This window comes from uncultured Anaerotruncus sp., assembly GCF_902490045.1.
GTDB lineage: Bacteria > Bacillota > Clostridia > Oscillospirales > Ruminococcaceae > Anaerotruncus.
Window position 1 is genome coordinate 1 of record NZ_CABUCJ010000052.1, and the last position, 16301, is coordinate 16301.

The 16301-nt window shown below is 64.5% G+C and carries 18 protein-coding genes and 1 pseudogene; 10 read left to right on the plus strand and 9 right to left on the minus strand.

From position 1 onward, the window contains the following. Positions 1-79: 79 nt before the first annotated feature. Both RDM88_RS07130 and RDM88_RS07135 read right to left on the minus strand, forming a co-directional pair. Entirely contained in the window at positions 80-733 is a 654-nt protein-coding gene (locus RDM88_RS07130; protein WP_308754175.1) for a nucleotidyltransferase domain-containing protein, read from the minus strand. Further along, positions 726-1298: a cyclase family protein gene (locus tag RDM88_RS07135; RefSeq protein WP_308754176.1), complete on the minus strand. Its 573-nt coding sequence runs from the start codon at positions 1296-1298 to the stop codon at positions 726-728. The genes RDM88_RS07130 and RDM88_RS07135 overlap by 8 nt, the downstream gene beginning before the upstream one ends. Positions 1299-1870: 572 nt before the next feature. Between RDM88_RS07135 and glmS the strand changes: the two genes are divergently transcribed. From glmS to RDM88_RS07150, 3 genes are all read left to right on the plus strand, one after another. Next, entirely contained in the window at positions 1871-3697 is a 1827-nt protein-coding gene (gene glmS, locus RDM88_RS07140; RefSeq protein ID WP_308754177.1) for a glutamine--fructose-6-phosphate transaminase (isomerizing), read from the plus strand. A gap of 187 nt (positions 3698-3884) precedes the next feature. Further along, the gene (locus RDM88_RS07145) at positions 3885-4196 is read left to right on the plus strand and encodes a hypothetical protein (RefSeq protein ID WP_308754178.1); all 312 of its coding nucleotides are present in this window, start codon (positions 3885-3887) and stop codon (positions 4194-4196) included. A gap of 1 nt (position 4197) precedes the next feature. Continuing rightward, positions 4198-4404 carry a helix-turn-helix transcriptional regulator gene (locus RDM88_RS07150; protein WP_308754179.1) on the plus strand — a complete coding sequence of 69 codons (207 nt, stop codon included), beginning with the start codon at positions 4198-4200 and terminating at the stop codon, positions 4402-4404. Between the two features lie 229 nt (positions 4405-4633). On the opposite strand, the gene RDM88_RS07155 is transcribed toward RDM88_RS07150, so the two are convergent. The 4 genes and pseudogenes from RDM88_RS07155 to RDM88_RS07170 form a co-directional block, all read right to left on the minus strand. Continuing rightward, positions 4634-4828 carry a hypothetical protein gene (locus RDM88_RS07155; protein ID WP_308754180.1) on the minus strand — a complete coding sequence of 65 codons (195 nt, stop codon included), beginning with the start codon at positions 4826-4828 and terminating at the stop codon, positions 4634-4636. 12 nt (positions 4829-4840) lie between these two features. Beyond that, the gene (locus RDM88_RS07160; protein ID WP_308754181.1) at positions 4841-5221 is read right to left on the minus strand and encodes a hypothetical protein; all 381 of its coding nucleotides are present in this window, start codon (positions 5219-5221) and stop codon (positions 4841-4843) included. 104 nt (positions 5222-5325) lie between these two features. Continuing rightward, positions 5326-5868, minus strand: a pseudogene (locus RDM88_RS07165) (asparaginase); the annotation flags it as partial. Next, positions 5820-6002: a hypothetical protein gene (locus tag RDM88_RS07170; protein ID WP_308754192.1), complete on the minus strand. Its 183-nt coding sequence runs from the start codon at positions 6000-6002 to the stop codon at positions 5820-5822. The pseudogene RDM88_RS07165 and the gene RDM88_RS07170, both read right to left, overlap by 49 nt. A 198-nt stretch (positions 6003-6200) precedes the next feature. Between RDM88_RS07170 and RDM88_RS07175 the strand changes: the two genes are divergently transcribed. After that, entirely contained in the window at positions 6201-7130 is a 930-nt protein-coding gene (locus tag RDM88_RS07175; protein WP_308754182.1) for a CAP domain-containing protein, read from the plus strand. Between the two features lie 48 nt (positions 7131-7178). Here RDM88_RS07175 and RDM88_RS07180 read toward each other — a convergent pair whose 3' ends face one another. Genes RDM88_RS07180 through RDM88_RS07190 form a run of 3 tightly spaced genes read right to left on the minus strand, consistent with a single transcriptional unit; the run spans position 7179 to position 10096 of the window. Continuing rightward, entirely contained in the window at positions 7179-7544 is a 366-nt protein-coding gene (locus RDM88_RS07180) for a VOC family protein (RefSeq protein WP_308754183.1), read from the minus strand. 21 nt (positions 7545-7565) lie between these two features. Next, entirely contained in the window at positions 7566-8354 is a 789-nt protein-coding gene (locus tag RDM88_RS07185) for a dihydropteroate synthase (RefSeq protein WP_308754184.1), read from the minus strand. Further along, positions 8351-10096 (minus strand): bifunctional homocysteine S-methyltransferase/methylenetetrahydrofolate reductase, encoded by a 1746-nt coding sequence (locus RDM88_RS07190; protein WP_308754185.1) that lies wholly within the window; start codon positions 10094-10096, stop codon positions 8351-8353. Before RDM88_RS07190 ends, RDM88_RS07185 begins: the two co-directional genes overlap by 4 nt. Before the next feature lie 149 nt (positions 10097-10245). On the opposite strand from RDM88_RS07190, the gene RDM88_RS07195 reads away from it, so the two are divergent. The 6 genes from RDM88_RS07195 to RDM88_RS07220 form a co-directional block, all read left to right on the plus strand. Beyond that, positions 10246-10617 (plus strand): BlaI/MecI/CopY family transcriptional regulator, encoded by a 372-nt coding sequence (locus RDM88_RS07195; RefSeq protein WP_308754186.1) that lies wholly within the window; start codon positions 10246-10248, stop codon positions 10615-10617. Continuing rightward, the gene (locus RDM88_RS07200; protein WP_308754187.1) at positions 10614-12467 is read left to right on the plus strand and encodes a M56 family metallopeptidase; all 1854 of its coding nucleotides are present in this window, start codon (positions 10614-10616) and stop codon (positions 12465-12467) included. Before RDM88_RS07195 ends, RDM88_RS07200 begins: the two co-directional genes overlap by 4 nt. 167 nt (positions 12468-12634) lie before the next feature. Further along, positions 12635-13102: a MarR family transcriptional regulator gene (locus tag RDM88_RS07205; protein ID WP_308754188.1), complete on the plus strand. Its 468-nt coding sequence runs from the start codon at positions 12635-12637 to the stop codon at positions 13100-13102. Continuing rightward, entirely contained in the window at positions 13090-14634 is a 1545-nt protein-coding gene (locus RDM88_RS07210; protein ID WP_308754189.1) for an ABC transporter ATP-binding protein, read from the plus strand. Before RDM88_RS07205 ends, RDM88_RS07210 begins: the two co-directional genes overlap by 13 nt. After that, the gene (locus RDM88_RS07215) at positions 14523-14813 is read left to right on the plus strand and encodes an ABC transporter ATP-binding protein (RefSeq protein WP_308754190.1); all 291 of its coding nucleotides are present in this window, start codon (positions 14523-14525) and stop codon (positions 14811-14813) included. Before RDM88_RS07210 ends, RDM88_RS07215 begins: the two co-directional genes overlap by 112 nt. Further along, positions 14813-16301 (plus strand): ABC transporter ATP-binding protein (locus RDM88_RS07220; protein ID WP_308754191.1); only part of this gene is annotated, 1489 nt, incomplete at its 3' end. The genes RDM88_RS07215 and RDM88_RS07220, both read left to right, overlap by 1 nt.

Consider the following 16301-nt stretch of genomic DNA (forward strand, 5'->3'; position numbering starts at 1 on the left):
TCCCCCGCTCGATGAGCGGAACATCTAAGACCTCCGCCGGTCGACTACCGACAGACCCTCCGGCCTCTGGGTGGAATATCTAAGCAGTCTCCTTTGGGGCGGGCCCCAAATCGCCCAAAATCTCCGCGCACCAGCCAATGAGGCGCGCGTACCGCTCGTCGGCGGCGCCCCGCGCCTCCAGCACCGCGCGGTCGCCATCCCCGGCCAGGGAAAAAAGCTCCCGGCGGTCGGCGGCATAACGCCCGCTCTCCGCGAGACATTTGGTGCGCAGCAGGAAAAACGCGCCTTTTTCCAGCGCGGACAGGTCGTCCGCGCTTCCAAAGACAAAGCTGTGGCAGGCCGCGTGGTAGAGATTCGCCGCCTCCACGCGCAGGGCGAGCCGGACCTCCTCTCCGGCGGGCGGCAAAACAAGCTCGTCCAATTCGCCGAACAGGGGGCGGGTGTCGTACCAGAGCTGAAGCCGGTCGTGCGCGGGCCATGCCCGCAGCTCCTTCGTCCCGCAGAGAAAACCGCAGGCCTTGTCCGCCCCGGGCATCTCCCGGACGAGCGCACGGTATCGCGCGAGGTCCGCGGGTGTCAGCCCGTCGAGCACGACGACCATGTCGATGTCGCTTGCCTCCGTGGCCTCCCCGCGCCGGTAGCTGCCCTGGAGCCCCGCGAAGCGCAGGCGCCCGCCGAAGGCGGCGCGCAGCTTTTCGAGGAATTCCGCCGTCCAGCGGTTGATGTCAACCATCGCCCACCTCCGCGACCACCCGGCAGGGCAGGCCGGTCATCCCGTCAAAATTGACCGGGAAGGTCCGCGCGACAAACCGCGCCGCCTTCTCTCCGCCGAGCAGTTCCCCGAGGTTGCAGAGGTTTTCGATGATGAATACCCCCCTGTCGGCGCAGTACTGGTCCTTGGGGGTGTGTTCCCCGCCGCGCCGCACCCCGGCGCAGTCGACGCCGATGATCGACACGCCCTTTTCCAACAGCGCGTCGATGAGCGCGTCGGAAAGCTGCGGGTGCCCGGTGAAATAGGCGCGGGTGCCGTAGGGCTCCCGCTCGATGAAGCCGGTGCGGAAGGCGGCGAACATCCCTGCCTCCACCAGCGATAGGTCGGCGTCCCGCGTTTCGATATCGCGCCCTTCCACGCCCGACACGTCGAACACGATGCCCTCCCGCCGGGTGAACGCGAGCGGGAACTCCTTATCCATCACGTCGAAGTGGGTCCCCAAATGCCCGAAGGACACCTGTTTCTCATTTCCATGCGCGTCCCTGTCCGATTGGCGCGTCACCCTGACGCTCAGATCGATCAGCAAATCCATCCGCCTCCTTTAAAACCATTTTTTCCGTTTGAAATAGGTGAGCGCCGCCACAGCGCGGCTCGCCGCGTCCGGCCGGTTGGGGCGCAGCTCCCCCGCTTCAATGAGATATACCATCCTTCCGCCTCCGGTTTCTTTTGGATTTCCTCCCATTTTAACATGGTTTTTCCGCAAAATCCACGCCGTTTGTAGCATCCGCGCGCAAATCCGCATAGAATGGATTGCTTGTGTTTCCAGGGGAAGTTTGCTATAATTCCAGTAAATCATCGGAAAGGAGGGCGGAGGCAAAAATTTTTTCCGGGAGGTGACAGACGGCGGATATTATTGCACGCAAGCGCCAGAACCGCTCCGGCGGTTGACGAGGTGGGAGGTTAATCGAAACTGTTCGGCGGGTGCCTCCCCGTTTTGCTTCCGAGCGCAGCCATCCTGAAAACTTCCGGGCAACCGGATCGACAGGCAGGAGGGCAGGAAGTCCAATCTGAATTTTCCAACCGGGCGCCCGGCCGCATCGCGCGGCGCGGCCGGGGCCTTTTATACGACTGATCGCCGCGCGGGAAAGAAAGGTACCTATGTGCGGAATTGTTGGTTACGCCGGCGGCAAAAAGGCCGTCAGCGTCCTTCTTGACACCCTTTCGGGGCTGGAATACCGCGGCTACGACTCCGCGGGCGTCTCGGTTTTTGACGGAAACGGCATCGTCACCGTCAAGGCGAAGGGCCGCCTGCAAAACCTTGCCGACCGCCTGAAGGCGGACCATCCCGGGCTGGCGGGCGGCTGCGGCATCGGGCATACCCGCTGGGCCACCCACGGGGAGCCCTCCGACGTAAACGCCCACCCCCACGCCACCGAAAAGCTCTCGCTGGTGCATAACGGCATCATTGAAAATTACCAGCAGCTGCGTTCCAGGCTGCTCGGCGAGGGGTACGAGTTCCTCTCGCGCACCGACACCGAGGTCGCCGCCAAGCTCATCGACTCCCTCTACCACGGGGACCCCATCGCCGCGATCTCCGGGGCGCAGGCCCTCCTCGAAGGCTCCTACGCCTTTGCGATCCTTTTCGCGGACCGCCCCGGCGAGGTGTACGCCACCCGGCTAGGCAGCCCCCTCATCGCGGCCGCGGGCGAGGGGGAGACCTTCATCGCCTCCGACGTGCCCGCCATCCTGCCCTATTCCCGGCGCTACGCGCTGATCGGGGAAAAACAGATCGTGCGCATCGACCGGGAGGGGATCTCCCTCTTCGAGCCGGACGGCTCCCCCGCCAAGCTCCAGATGCTGACCGCCGAATGGTCGGTCGAGCAGGCGCAGAAGGGCGGCTACGACCACTTCATGCTCAAGGAGATCTACGAACAGCCCCGCGCGCTTGCCGACACGGTGCACCCGCGCATCTCGGACGGACTGCCCTCCTTCGAGGCGCAGGACGACATCCCCGAGGGATTCTGGCGGCAGTTCGACGCGATCTCCATCGTGGCGTGCGGCACCGCCATGCACGCGGGCCTGATCGGGAAAAACCTCATCGAGCGGCTGGCGCGCATCCCCGTCGAATGCGACATCGCGTCCGAGTTCCGCTACCGTGACCCCATCCTCGGCAAGCACTCCCTCGTGCTGCTCATCTCCCAGTCGGGCGAGACGGCCGACACCCTCGCCGCCCTGCGCCTCGCGCGGGAACGCGGCGCGACCACCCTCGCCGTCGTCAACGTCACCGGCTCGTCGATCGCGCGCGAGGCGGATTACGTCATCCGTACCTTCGCCGGCCCCGAAATCGCCGTCGCCTCCACAAAGGCGTATTCGGTCCAGCTCTCGGTGATGTACCTGATCGCCATCCGGCTCGCGCTCGCCAACCGGGCCGTCGACGACGCGCGGGCGCGCGAGCTCACCTCCGGCCTGCTGAACGCCATCGAAACCACAAAGGACGTGCTCGGGCTGAATGTGGAGATCAAGGAGTACATCAGACGCTACGAATCGCTGCGCGACCTCTTCTTCCTCGGGCGGGGACTCGACTACGCCCTCTCGATGGAGGGGTCCCTCAAGCTCAAGGAGATCAGCTACATCCACTGCGAGGCGTACGCGGCGGGCGAGCTCAAGCACGGCACCATCTCCCTCGTCACCGAGGGGGTCCCGGTCGTGGCGGTCTCCACCCAGGAGGCGCTGCTGCCCAAGATGGTCAGCAACATCAAGGAGGTGCACAGCCGCGGCGCCGACGTCCTGCTCGTCTGCAAGCAGGGGCTCGAGGTCGACCCGGAGATCTACTCCAAGCGGCTCGACCTGCCCGCGCTCGACGATCTGTTCATGCCGGTCGTCGGCGTGATCGTGCTCCAGCTTCTGGCTTATCACACCGCCGTCCTGCGCGGCTGCGACGTCGATAAGCCCCGCAACCTAGCCAAAAGCGTCACCGTGGAATAAACCGCATCCAAAACGGGAGGGGACGCCGCATCCGCGGCGTCCCCTCCCGTTTCTTGGGCGTCAAAACCGCACTCCCGAGGGTAAAATGTCAAAAACTATTGACAATATTGCCGCAGCCGTATATACTCAAACTGTCAAATACTTTTGACAGTTTGAGTATTCATACACGATCATCGGAGGTGGCTTTATGACTTCCCATTCTTTCGGACTCGTCCTCTTCGCCCTTTTCCTGCTTGCGATCGCCGCCTTAAACATCATCCTGTTCCTTTCGCTTGCCAAGCCGGGCGATGAAAGGAGACGGATGATCGCGGAAAAAGCCGGCATGAACACGTTGGGGGCGATCGCGGCATATCTTTTGCTCTGCGTGGTCAAAAACGCGGTTCTGTCAGTGACGCAGGGCGTCCCCGGCGAGCAGATGAATCCGCTGATCCTGCTTACCGTGATCGCCATCATCTATTCCGCCCAGCTTCTGTATTTTAAAAGGAAATATGGCGATTGATATGAAAAACACGATACGGGACAGAAGAAAAGAGAAGGGCGTTTCCCAGGAGGAGCTGGCGAAAAAATGCGGCGTCTCCCGCCAGACGGTCAACGCCATTGAAAACAACAAATATGACCCCACCCTGGCGCTGGCCTTCCGCCTGGCGCAGGAATTGGGCACGACGGTCGACGCGCTCTTCGATTCCACAGGCGCGGACAGGCCGTAAACCGGCGGAAAACCGCGCGGCGCGGCCGCGCGTGCGCGAAAGTTCCGCTTTCGCGCAAACGCCCGGAGGGCGGGTTTTCCGCCTCCCCGTGCCCCCGGCGGGCCGTCCGGCGCGCAAAAAGCCCTCCCGCGCGGACGGCGGGAGGGCCGCAGGCGGGGCGCTCCGCCCGCGTCAAACGCTTTGAAGGGAGCCGGGGGAACTTTCTCGAAAGGTCCCCTCGGAGGGCTTTTTAAAAGGTTCCTCCGGCGGCGATGGTCCAGCAGAGCGCGCCGAAAAAGCCCAGAACAATGAGCACGAGCAGGACGCCGAGCGCGACGCGCAGAGCGGCCGGCATCCGGTCGCGCCAGAGGTGGAGCGAGCCGAGGATACAGACCGCCGCAAACAGCGCGATGAGCGCCGTGGACGGGGAAAACAGCAGTTCCAAAATCCTTCCTCCTTACAGGGTGATCTCCCCCGCGTAGTTGGTTTCAAAGATCCGCCTCACCCCGGCGGGATCGTCCGTCTGGCCAAGCGCCCACATCAGCTTGGTGACGGCGGCCTCGGTGGTCATGTCCCGGCTCTGGATGACGCCGGTATCGAGAATTTTGCGGCCCACCTCGTAGATGGAGAAATCGCTGCCCTCATAGAGGCACTGGCTGCAAACCACGACCGAGACGCCGTTTTCCACAAGGCGGCGCACCTCGGCGGAGAGATCGCGCCGGATGAAGTGGAGCCCGCCCGCGCCGAACGCCTCGAGCACCACGCCGCGGTATTGAAGGCCGAGCAGGCTGTCGAAGATGCGCGGGTTGGTGCCGGGGATGAGCTTGAGCAGGAACACGTCGTTGCACAGCCGATCCCGCAGGACGCAGGGGCCGTCCGCGGGCGGCCGTAAAGGCGCACGCCGCTCGCGAGGATTTCGCCGCGGTCGGGGCTGTTGACGCTCTCGAACGCGTCGAACCCCATCGTGCGCACCTTGACGGCGCGGCAGCCGCGGATGATCTTGTGGTTGAAGGCGATGCTCACGCCGGGCACGCCGCTGTCCACGGCGGCCAGCGCGGTGGCGAGGTTGCTTCGCGCGTCGGAAAGCGGGGTGCCGACCGGCAGCTGCGAGCCGGTCAGAACGACCGGCTTTTGCAGGTTCTGGAGCATGAAGGAGAGCACCGAGGCGGTATAGGCCATCGTGTCGGTGCCGTGGGTGACGACGATGCCGTCGTAATCCTCCAGCGCGTCGTAGACACAGCGCGCGATCAGCTGCCACTCCTCCGCCTGGATATTCGAGCTGTCCAGGTTCAGGATGCCGCGATAGGTGATGTCATACCACGCCTCCAGCTCGTCCACCGCGCGCAGCAGCTCGGCGGGCGCGCGGTCGGGCTCGAGCCCGCTCTCGCCCGGCCGGGACGCGATCGTTCCCCCCGTCGCCAGCAGCAGCACCTTTTTCACCGCGCATCCCCCTTTTTTCGCTCTTTTCCGCCTTTCATTATACATGCGCCGCGCGGCTTTTTCAACCGTGCCCCGTGCGGCGTCGCTTTTTCACAAATTAATGATATTTTTTTAACAATTTCCTCTTGATTTTCTCTTTTTTCGGTGGTATTATAAAGTCGTACAAAGACGTTATGCATTTAACAATCTTGCTCCTCCCTTTTCTTTCTCTCCTTTTCTGAAAAACGTCCCCCGTCTCAACAGGTGGGGGACGTTTTGTATCCGCAGGAAAATTTACGGTATCCTCATTGCACCACGCGGCGGTTTGTGCTAGGATAAAAGCAGAACCGCCCCCCGGCCCGGGTGTGCGGCACTCCATTTCCAAAGGAGCCCTGCATATGAAAAAACTTGCCATATTCGTGGCGTTTCTCGTTTTGCTCTCCGGCTGCGGCGCGCCCGCAGCTGAAACGGACCCCCCCGCCTCTTCGGATGTCTCCTCCGAGGCCGTTTCCTCGGAAATCTCCTCTTCGGAGGCCGCACCGGCCGTTTCTTCCGACGCCTCCTCCGAACCGTCATCGGAAGCGTCCTCCTCTGAAGCGTCCTCGTCGGAACCGTCGGAGGCCCCCTCCGCGCCCCCGGCGCCCCCGGCGCCCACGCCCGAGGAGATCGCCGCGGCGGAGCAGGCCGCGCGGGAAGCCGCCGAGAAAGCGGCCGCGGAACAGGCCGCCCAGCAAGCCGCCGCGCAGGCCGCCGCCGAACAGGCTGCGGCGGAACAGGCGGCTGCCGAGCAGGCTGCAAAGGAAGCCGAGGAACAGGCCGCGAAAGAGGCGGCGGAGAAGGCGGCCGCGGAACAGAAAGCCGCGCAGAAAACCACCGCAAAGGTCTCCGGCATGAACTTCCGCAGCGAGGTGGAGAAGGACCTGCTCGCGCTCATCAACGAGGAACGCGAGGCCGAAGGGCTCGACCCGGTCAAGATGGACGGCGACCTGCAATCGGCGGCGCGCATCCGCAGCCGGGAGCTCTGCAAGACCGGTCACTGGGACCACACCCGGCCCAACGGGGATTCGTGGAGCACCGTCATCACCGAGGACGTGCCCATCAAGTTCGCCGCGGCGGGCGAAAACCTCTGCATGACCGAATACGACGACCCCAGCGTCGACAACGCCTATTCGGCGGATTTCTATATGGACCGGTGGCTGAACAGCCCCAGCCATTATGACAACATCATCCGGCCGAACTTCACCCATGTGGGGATCGGCGTCTATGTCTCCGAGCGGGGCGGCGTCACCAAGGGCTACGCGACGACGATCTTCGCCGAACTGCCCTGACCGGAAAAAACAATGCAAAAGGCGGACCTTGCGGTCCGCCTTTTTGTTTTACCTCTGCGGGACGATCTCGATCCAATAGCCGTCGGGGTCGTGGATGAAGTAGATGCCCATGCCGGGGTTTTCAAAGCAGATGCAGCCCATCCGCGCGTGCTTTTCGTGCAGCTCGTCGAACCGGTCGGTTACAAACGCGAGATGGTATTCGAGTTCGCCGAGGTTGTAGGGCTCCTTCCGGTCGCGCAGCCAGGTGAGCTCGAGCGTGAAGTCGCTCTCCCCGTCGCCGAGATAGACGAGCCTGAAGGAGCCGTCCTCCGCGTTTTTCTCCCGCACGGAGGCAAGCTCCAGCGCCTCACGGTAGAAGGCGAGGCTTTTTTCCAGGTCGAGGACGTTGAAATTGAAGTGGTTGAAACGGATCATATCGATTCCTCCTTGTTTCGGTTACAGTTCTCCGCCGCGGATGTGGGTGATGTAATCCATGCAGTAGTCGTCCTGCCCCGCGACCACCTTCGCGGCGGCCAGCGCGTCCTGCATCGCCGGGCTTACCGGGTCGAGGATCGCGCTCGACAGCCCCGCTATCATCGCCACGGAAAGGAAGGCGCTGTTGATAAGGGCGCGCCGGGGCAGGCCGAACGAGATGTTCGAGAGCCCGCAGGTCGTCCTGACGTCGGGGTAGTTCTGCGCCATGAATACGATCGCGCCCACCGCGTTTCTGGCGCTCCCGCCGTCGGTGGCCAGCGTTTCGATGAGCACGTCCGCGTAGATGCGCTCGTCGGGGATCCCCGCCTTGCGCAGCTTCTCCACGAGCGCCACGAGCTTCTCGCACTTCTCCTCGAGGGTATGGGGCATCTCGCCGTCGATCGGCAGTCCCACCACCGCCGCGCCGCTCGAATGGGCGAGCGCCGTCACCTCGTCGAACCGGTCGGTCAGCGTCGCCGAATTGAGGATGAGCGGCGTCCCCGCCGCGGCCTGCACCGCCTGGCCCATCACCGCCGGGTCCGCCGTGTCGATCATGATGCCGCAGGAGGAGTGCTCCCGGATCAGCGAGATCACCCAGAGCATCGCCGCGAGCTCCTCCCCGCCGCAGATCGCCGTGTTGACGTCGAGGTATTCCGCGCCCGCGTCCGCCTGCGCCTGAATCAGGCCGATCACCGCCGCCTCGTCGTGCGCCGAAAACGCCTCCATCGTTTTGGGGATCGAGCTGTTGAGCTTCTCTCCAATTAAGATCATCTTTCTTCCCTCCTGATTTCTTCGATCAGCCCCTGCACGATCGCGATTTTGCGCAGCGGGGTCATGATGTAAAACCCGTCCGCCGCGCCGTATACCCGCCGGGCGATCCCCGCGCTGTAGGCGATGGAAATTTTCGCGGCCTCCTCCGGCGTCTTGCCCCGGAGCGACTCCACCACCCGGGGCGGAATCTCGATGCCCGACACCTCGTTGATTAGGAAGAGGGCGTTTTTATATCCCGCGACCGGCAGGATTCCCGCGAAAAGCCGGCAGTCGAGCTCCCGGCGCGCGGTTAAAAAGTTCTCCACCGCCGCGTCGCTGAAGATCGGCTGGGTAAAGAGCGCCGACGCGCCAAGAGACAGCTTTTTCTTCGCGCGGCTGAGTTCCTGCGGGAAATTGACCGCGTTGACGTTGAGCGCCCCGCCGACCACGAAGGGCGCTTTTGAAAACACCTCGGAATTCATGCTGTGGATATAGGAGATGAGGTCGAAGGAGCTCAGGTGGAACACCCCGTCCCTGCCGCGCGACTCGGTCTGCGTCGGCGGGTCGCCCGTCACCACGAGCACGTGCGAGATCCCCTCGAACGCCGCGCCCAGCAGCCCCGCGCGCAGGGCGATGTGATTCTTGTCGCGGCAGGAGATGTGCGGCAGTACTTCAATCCCCGCCTCCCGCCTGATCTTGGCCGCCGTCATCAGGCTGTCCGCCCGCGTGCGCGAAAGGGGCGAATCGGTCACCGTGATGAGGTCCACGCCGCTGCGCTTGAGCGCGGCCGAGGCCGAGAGGATGAAGGAGCAGTCGTAGTCGAAGGGCGGATCTAGTTCCACCGCGATCGTCTTGCGGCGCGCTCCGGGGCGGCCGCCGCCGGGCGCGGGAGCGCCCGGGACGGGGACCGAGGGCCCCGTCCGTCCCGTCCCCGCGGGACGGGACGCGGCGGCCAGCGCCTCCGCGGTACGCGCGATGTGCCGCGGCGTCGTGCCGCAGCAGCCGCCCAGGATCTCCGCGCCCGCCTCGTAGAGCGCGGCCAGCTTCTGCGCGAAGTATTCCGCGTTGTCCTCAAACAGAACGCGCCCGTTGATCGACGAGGGGTAGCCGGAATTCGGCATCGCAATCAGCGGCTTGGGGCGCGGACCGAGGTTGTGCAGGAGATTCGCCATGTGGCTCGGACCGCAGGCGCAGTTAAAACCCGCGGCGTCGACCAGCGGGCAGTTTTCCGCAGCTTCCAGCAGGATGCGGCAGTAGTGCCCGCGGCGCGAATAGCCGTCCTGCGACACCGCGAAGGAGACGAGCACCGCAGCGTCGGGGACCCGCTCCCGGATCCGTCCAAGCGCGGGCAGGACCTCGTCGAAGGAGGCGAGCGTCTCAAAGAGGAAATCCCGCGCGCCGAGCTCCAGAAACCGTTCCGTGACCGCCAGATAGTCCCCTGAGGCGGTTTCCGCGTCGTTGCCGCCGATGTCCGCGAACACGCGCGCGCCGGTTTCCGCCGCCGCCCGTTGAGCGAGCGACCAGCCCGCCTCGATCACCCGGGCAAGCTGTTCCGGGTCGGGAAGACAGGCGGGGCTGGCGGCGAAGGTATTCGTCTTGACCGCGCGCGCGCCCGCCGCGAGATACTCCCGGTGGATGCGCAGGACGGTGCCGGGCGCGGTAAGGTTGGCAAGCTCACAGGGGGACTCGTCCCCCGTCAGGGAAAAATAATAGGTGCCGAACGCGCCGTCAAAAAGCAGCGGCCGGGCCGGATCAAGCGGCATGGACGTTCCTACTTTCCGTATCAGGATTAGGATTCCTGTTGATTGTAGCATATCCCGCCGGAAATTTCCAGTACCGGCTTGACATCTACTACAGCTTGTAGTATGATCTGGTTACTACAAGTCGTAGTAAACCAACCGGGGGTGATCGCATGAACAGGCTATCCGATTCCGAATTCATGGTCATGCAGGAGATTTGGGCGCGAAACGCTCCCGTAACGGCGGGCGGACTGGTGGAGGCATTTTCCGAACGCCGCGGCTGGAAAATCCAGACCGTCTCCACCTTCCTGACCCGCCTCGTCGACAAGGGGATGCTCACCTGCCAAAAACACGGCGGGCAGAACCTCTACCGCGCGGCGGTGAGCGAAGCCGCCTACCGCGCCGGGGAAACGCGCGACTTCCTGCGGGAGGTGCACGGCGGCAGCATGCAGAGCTTCTTTGCCGCGCTCGGCAGCCCCGGCTCCCTCTCCGACGAGGAGATCAGGGAGCTGCGCCGCTGGCTCGACGGGGAGGGGACGAAATGACGGCCCTCTTTTTTTCCCGCTTCCTCCCCCTCTCGCTGACCGGCGCGGCGGTTTCGGCGCTCATCCCGGCCTTCTCCTTCCTCACCCGCCGGAAGTTCGGCTCCCGGTGGCGCTACTACGTTTGGCTGATCGCGCTCGTGTTCTTCTTCCTGCCCGTCACGCTGCCCCTCCCCGTAAACGCCCTCTCCGGCGTTTCGGAGGCGATCTCCCCCGCCGCAGCTGCGGTGCGCTTCGCGGCGGGGCCGCCCACGGCCGCCGCGGGAACCGCGGCGGCATCCGCGCCGCTTTCCTGGCGGGAGCTGGCCGCCCTCGCGTGGGCGTGCGGCGCGGCCGCGCTGCTTTTGCAGCGCGCGTGGGCGGCCCTCCGGTTCCACCGCGCCCTGCGGCGGACGAGCCGTCCCGTCGCGAACCGGGAGACGCTTGCCCTCTTCGCCGCCTGCCGGGAAGAGCTGCGCATCCGCCGCGCCGTCCGGCTGGAACGGTGTCCTCTCGTCGGCACGCCGATGCTCGTGGGGCTGCTGCGGCCTCGCGTCCTGCTCCCCGACGCGCCCGCCGACCCGGACGCGCTGCGCTTCATCCTGCTGCATGAGCTCACCCACCTGAAAAGCGGGGACCTCTTCTATAAGCTCGCGGGGCTGGCGGCCTGCGTCATCCACTGGTTCAACCCGTTCGCATGGCTCGCCCTGCGCCGGATCAACGCGCTCTGTGAACCCGCCTGCGACGAACGCCTCGCGCGGTCGATGGACGCGGACGAGCGCCGCGGCTACGGCCGGGCGATCCTCGGCGCGATGGGGACCGCGCAGGCCGCGCCGCCCCTCTCCACCCCCTTCAGCCTGAAAAAAGAGGACGTCAAAAGGAGGCTCACCCTCATGATGAACTGCAAAAAATCGACCAGAATCCTGCTCGCGGCGGCCGTCTGCTCCGCCGCGCTGCTCGGATTCGTGGGGATATCGGTCTCCACCTTCCTGACTTCGCCCATCGAGGCCGCTTCCCCCTCCCAAAGCTCCCGGCTGCTGGCGCCCTCCCCCGAGCGGCTGGCAGCCGAACTCAAGGCGGGCGTCCAGTTCGACTTTCAAGCGGATGAACTGCGCATCTCCATCCCGCATGAGCTGCCCGACGGCTGGAACTGGATGATCCACGCGGCGGGGCGCGCCGCGGCGGGAGGCGGCATGAGCGTCCACTGGTTTGAGGCGGAATCCGCTGAAAACACCTGGGAGCCCGGCAAAACCTATACCGCGCCGATCGGCGGGGAGCTGCTCTCCTATGATGTGACGTTCGCGCTGCTGAACGGCGCGGATGCGGAGCTCACCGCCGGGAATCTCTCGTGGGACACGGACGAACCCGCCTCAACGCCCGCCGCCATCGGCGGCGCCGACGGCCCCACGGCGATCTTTATCGCACCGCCGCTCACGCCGCCGCTCGCCGGGCTGGCGGTTTCCGCGCCCTATGACGTGGAAACCGGCCACCTGGGCGTCGACTACCGGGCGGAACCCGGCGAGGCCGTCTTCGCTGCTGCGGACGGGACCGTTTCCGAAGCCGGCTGGAGCGGCACGTACGGCTACCGGGTCGTCATTGACCACGGGGCGGGCATCCAGACCCTCTACGCCCATTGCAGCGCGTTGCTAGCCGGGGAGGGCGATTCCGTCAAGGCCGGGCAGAAGATCGCCGAAGCCGGTTCGACGGGAAACGCCGCCGGCCCCTGCCTGCACTTTGAAGTCCGCCTGAACGGGGAATCGGTAGAGGCCCCCGCCTTTTCCTCTGGCGAGATGGACGGGTCCGCGCCGCAGCCCGCCGCGGACGCGCCGAACCCGGCGGAAGGCGCGTATTCACCCACCCTCATCGAGAACTGAGCGGGGAGCATTTGGGTAGATTGCCCAGACGAATCCTGAACAAATTGTTAACTCTGGCAAAATCTATTGACTTTCCCACGGAGTCTGCATAGAATTAGTTAGACGGCTAATCATTAGCTGTCTAACTATTTTTTTGCTGTGTTCAGCATGACAGGAGCAGATTCCAAATGGATGAAATCGATCAGGTTATCCACATCGACTGGGAGCTCGTCTCCCTGCACAAACAGTGCATGAACCGGATGATGTGCGACCGGGGCGTCTATCCCGGGCAGCCGCCGCTGCTCTTTACGCTCGGCAGGATGGGCGCGTGCAACCAGGCCGACCTGGCCAAGGCGCTGCACATCAGCCCCGCCACCATCGCCGTCTCCCTCAAACGGATGGAAAAATCCGGATTTGTCAAGCGGGTGCCCGATCCGGGCGACCTGCGTTCCAACCGCATCGAGCTCACCGACGAGGGGCGCGAGGCCGCCCAATGGGCGGACCACGCCATCCGCACCGTCAACGAGCGGATGTACCGGGATTTCACCCCCGAGGAATTTTCCCGGATCGTGCATTTTTACAAGCGGATGCAGCAAAATTTGATCAGGCTCAAACAGGAGCTCTACGGACAGGAGGAACCCACTTGCGCAAACTGATCTCTTACCTCGCGCCCTACAAAAGGTCGGTCATGATCGCCGTCGCGTTCATGCTGCTTGACGTCGTCTGCGAGGTCGTCCAGCCCACGCTCATGTCCGACATCGTCGGCCGGGGCATCCAGACGGGCAACATCCCCTTCATTCTCGGCATCGGCGCGCTGATGATCCTCTTCGCCCTGCTCGCGATCGTGGCGGGCTTCGGCAACGCGCGCCACTCCGCCAGGGCGGGCGTCGGCTTTGCCGCCGGGCTGCGCCGCGGTCTCTTCGAGAAGGTGCAGACCTTCTCCTTCAAGAACATCGACGACTTCTCCACCGCCTCCCTCGCCACCCGCCTCACCAACGACGTGACGCTCCTTCAGAACGCGGGCATCATGAGCCTGCGCCTCATGATCCGCGCGCCGCTCATGTTCATTTTCGCGCTGGTCATGGCGCTGCGGATGAACGCCCGGCTGGCGGTCATCCTCGTCGTCATCATCCCCACCCTGCTGCTCGCGCTCGCCTTCATCATCCGCAAGGCGCTCCCCCTCTTCAACCAGATGCAGGCGCGCATGGACGCCCTCAACGGCAGCGTCCGGGAGAACCTGACCAACGTGCGCGTCGTCAAGTCGTTCGTGCAGCAGGACTATGAGAAGCATAAGTTCAAATCCGCCAACGACGCCCTCACCGGCGCCTCTCTGCGCGCGATGAACGTCGTCATCTTCAACATGCCGGTCATGATGCTCGTCATGAACCTCGCCACCGTCGCGGTCATCTGGTTCGGCGGCGGGCAGGTCATCCGCGGGGAGCTCCAGGCCGCCGAGATGGTCGCCTTCATCAACTACATCTTCCAGATCCTCATGTCCCTCATGATGCTCTCGATGATGTTCGTGCTCTTCTCCCGCGCCTCCGCCTCCTACAAGCGCGTCATGGAGGTGCTGAACACCGAGGTCGACCTCGCCGACGAGCAGGGCGCTTCCGAACGCCCGATCCGCGGCGACGTCACCTTCGAGCACGTCTCCTTCAAGTACGACCCCGCCAACGGGGAAAACGTCCTGCGGGACGTCAGCCTCTCGGTGAAGGCCGGGCAGACGGTCGCCGTCATCGGCGGCACCGGCGCGGGCAAGAGCTCCCTCGTACAGCTCATCCCCCGCCTCTACGACGCCACCGACGGCCGCGTCCTGATCGACGGGCGCGACGTGCGGGAATACACCGTCGAGTCCCTGCGCAGCCAGGTCGGCATGGTGCTCCAGAAGAACACCCTCTTCTCGGGCTCGATCCGCGACAACCTCAAATGGGGCAACGAGCACGCGGACGACGGGGAGGTCGAGGCGGCGGCAAAGGCCGCCCAGGCCCACGACTTTATCATGAGTTTTCCGAACGGGTACGACACCTGGATCGAACAGGGAGGCGTCAACGTCTCAGGCTGGCAGAAGCAGCGTCTGTGCATCGCGCGCGGCTCAAAAAGCCGCCCATCCTTATCCTCGACGACTCGACCAGCGCCGTCGACACCGCCACCGAGCGCCGCATCCGCGACGCCTTCAACGCCGAGCTGAGCGGCACCACCAAGTTCATCATCGCCCAGCGCATCTCGTCGGTGAAGGACGCGGACCAGATCATCATCCTCTCGGATGGCGAGATCGCGGACGCCGGCACCCACGACGAGCTGCTCGCCCGAAGCGAGGAATACCGGGAGATCTATTACTCCCAGCAGGAAAAGGAGGCGGATGCGTAATGCCTCATCGTAAAGTCGTCGTCCAGCAGAAGCCGAAGGATTTCGGCGCGGCGGTCAAATTTGTGTGGGGATATCTGCGCCGCCGCAAATCGGCGCTCTTCCTCGCGGCGGTCATGGTGCTGCTCAACATCGGCGCTTCGCTGGCGGGCACCGCCATGCTCCAGCCGATCATCGACAACTTCCTCGAGCCCATCGCGGCCATCCCTGTCGCGGCGCGGTTCGCCGGCCTCTTCAAGGGGATCGTCACCCTGCTGTGTATCTACCTCGTGGCGGTCTGCGCGAGCTACCTGCAGACCCGCCTGATGCTCACCGTCACCCAGCGCTCGATCAACGACCTGCGGCGGGAGCTCTTCGACCACCTGCAGGACCTCTCGGTCCGCTACTATGACACCCACACCCACGGCGAGATGATGAGCCGCTTTTCCAACGACGTGGACACCCTCAATGACGCGCTCGCCAACTCGCTGACCTCCCTCTTTTCGAGCGTCATCACGCTCGCGGGTATCCTTGCCCTCATGCTCTCCAAGAGCATCCCGCTCACCATCCTGACCCTCCTCATGACCCCGCTGATGTTTTTCGTGGCGGGCAGGCTCATGAAGGTGAGCAGCAAATACTTCATCGCCCAGCAGGCCAACCTCGGCCGCGTCAACGGCTACGTCGAGGAGATCATCACCGGCCAGAAGGTCGTCAAGGTCTTCTGCCACGAGCAGGACGCGCTCGAGGAGTTCGACAAGCTCAACGGCGAGCTCCGGGAGGCCGCCACCACCGCCCAGAGCTATTCCGGCCTCATGATGCCCGTCATGATGAACATCTCCACCGTCAATTACGCGCTTGTCGCGGCCATCGGCGGCATCCTCTCGATCTTCGGCTTCATCAGCGTCGGCGGGCTGGTCGTCTTCCTCCAGCTCACCCGCCAGTTCAGCCGCCCGATCAACGAGGCGTCCAGCCAGTACAACGCGGTTATCACCGCCATCGCGGGCGCGGAACGCATCTACGAGGTCATGCGCGAGCCGGTCGAGGAAGCCGACCCCGCGAACGCCGCCGACCTTGTCCGCGACGGACGCGCCTTCTACTGGCAGCGCTATCACAGCGACGGTTCCCCCGCCGAGCGCGTCCCCGTGCGCGGGGACGTCCGGTTCGAGGACGTGACCTTCGGCTACGTCCCCGAAAAGACGGTGCTCCGCCACATCTCCCTCTACGCGAAGCCGGGACAGAAGATCGCCTTCGTCGGTTCGACCGGCGCGGGCAAAACGACCGTCACCAACCTGCTCACCCGCTTCTACGACATTGCGGAGGGCCGCATCACGATCGACGGCATCGACATCCGCGAAATCAAAAAGGACAGTCTGCGCCGCTCGCTCGCCATGGTGCTCCAGGACACCCACCTCTTCACCGGAACCGTGCGGGACAACATCCGCTACGGACGCCCCGACGCCACCGACGGGGAGGTCGAGCAGGCCGCGCGGCTCGCGTCGGCGCACTCGTTCA

What these genes read in the sequence shown, in the direction of transcription:
- RDM88_RS07130 (WP_308754175.1), bottom strand. Translation starts at nt 733, where the DNA reads ATGGTTGACATCAACCGCTGGACGGCGGAATTCCTCGAAAAGCTGCGC.
- glmS (WP_308754177.1), top strand. Translation starts at nt 1,871, where the DNA reads ATGTGCGGAATTGTTGGTTACGCCGGCGGCAAAAAGGCCGTCAGCGTC.
- RDM88_RS07145 (WP_308754178.1), top strand. Translation starts at nt 3,885, where the DNA reads ATGACTTCCCATTCTTTCGGACTCGTCCTCTTCGCCCTTTTCCTGCTT.
- RDM88_RS07150 (WP_308754179.1), top strand. Translation starts at nt 4,198, where the DNA reads ATGAAAAACACGATACGGGACAGAAGAAAAGAGAAGGGCGTTTCCCAG.
- RDM88_RS07170 (WP_308754192.1), bottom strand. Translation starts at nt 6,002, where the DNA reads ATGCATAACGTCTTTGTACGACTTTATAATACCACCGAAAAAAGAGAA.
- RDM88_RS07175 (WP_308754182.1), top strand. Translation starts at nt 6,201, where the DNA reads ATGAAAAAACTTGCCATATTCGTGGCGTTTCTCGTTTTGCTCTCCGGC.
- RDM88_RS07180 (WP_308754183.1), bottom strand. Translation starts at nt 7,544, where the DNA reads ATGATCCGTTTCAACCACTTCAATTTCAACGTCCTCGACCTGGAAAAA.
- RDM88_RS07185 (WP_308754184.1), bottom strand. Translation starts at nt 8,354, where the DNA reads ATGATCTTAATTGGAGAGAAGCTCAACAGCTCGATCCCCAAAACGATG.
- RDM88_RS07190 (WP_308754185.1), bottom strand. Translation starts at nt 10,096, where the DNA reads ATGCCGCTTGATCCGGCCCGGCCGCTGCTTTTTGACGGCGCGTTCGGC.
- RDM88_RS07195 (WP_308754186.1), top strand. Translation starts at nt 10,246, where the DNA reads ATGAACAGGCTATCCGATTCCGAATTCATGGTCATGCAGGAGATTTGG.
- RDM88_RS07200 (WP_308754187.1), top strand. Translation starts at nt 10,614, where the DNA reads ATGACGGCCCTCTTTTTTTCCCGCTTCCTCCCCCTCTCGCTGACCGGC.
- RDM88_RS07205 (WP_308754188.1), top strand. Translation starts at nt 12,635, where the DNA reads ATGGATGAAATCGATCAGGTTATCCACATCGACTGGGAGCTCGTCTCC.